The organism is Candidatus Hydrogenedentota bacterium (assembly GCA_016791475.1).
Classification (GTDB): domain Bacteria; phylum Hydrogenedentota; class Hydrogenedentia; order Hydrogenedentales; family JAEUWI01; genus JAEUWI01.
In genome coordinates this window covers 1-677 of the sequence record JAEUWI010000256.1, presented here as the reverse complement: position 1 = coordinate 677, position 677 = coordinate 1, and the positions used below count along the sequence as shown (strand labels likewise).

Sequence of the window (677 nt, the reverse complement as noted above, 5' to 3'; positions counted from 1 at the left end):
GAGTTGAAAACGATGATTGACCTAGCAGGCCAAACGGGCCGACTTCACGCCTTCCACATCTGCGACTGGCGCACTCCAACGAGCGACCTGCTCAATGATCGCGGGCTGATGGGTGAGGGCTGTATCAACATCGCTGAGATCTCACGTTGGGTGGACGAAACTGGCTTCACGGGCATGCGTGAGGTGGAGATTTTCTCCAATCGGCTCTGGGCGATGGACCAGAGCGAGTATTTGGACAAAATCACCGCTGCCTATGGAGAAATCTACTCGTAAGGCAGATTGCACGCGCACGGCTCCATTTCCTCACTAACCAATAATCTTTCATGATCAGGCACATCGGAATCATATTGAACGGCGTCACGGGACGCATGGGTACCAACCAGCATCTGTTTAGGTCGATTAAAGCGATCATGGACCAAGGTGGCATCAAGGTGAACGACGATCTAACGATCATGCCCAAACCGATCCTCACTGGAAGGAATGCGAATAAGCTTGCGGCACTTGCTGCCCGTGCGGGAGGGCTTCCATACACGACCGATTTGGACGCGGCACTGGCTGATGATTCCAATGAGATATTTTTTGATGCGAGTGGCACCCTCCAGCGTGCGGGGTTCATTGAGAAGGCGGTGAAGGCCAAAAAGGCGATCTACTGTGAGAAGCCGACCGCTGTGGAGACC

General features: G+C 53.8%; 2 protein-coding genes. Both read left to right on the top strand.

Annotated features, from left to right (window positions below; translation table 11 throughout):
* Positions 1 to 12: 12 nt before the first annotated feature.
* Positions 13 to 273, top strand: coding sequence for a sugar phosphate isomerase/epimerase (locus JNK74_29070; GenBank protein ID MBL7650232.1), 261 nt, complete (start codon positions 13 to 15; stop codon positions 271 to 273).
* A gap of 50 nt (positions 274 to 323) precedes the next feature.
* On the top strand, positions 324 to 677 hold a 354-nt coding region (locus tag JNK74_29065), incomplete at its 3' end, for a gfo/Idh/MocA family oxidoreductase (protein ID MBL7650231.1).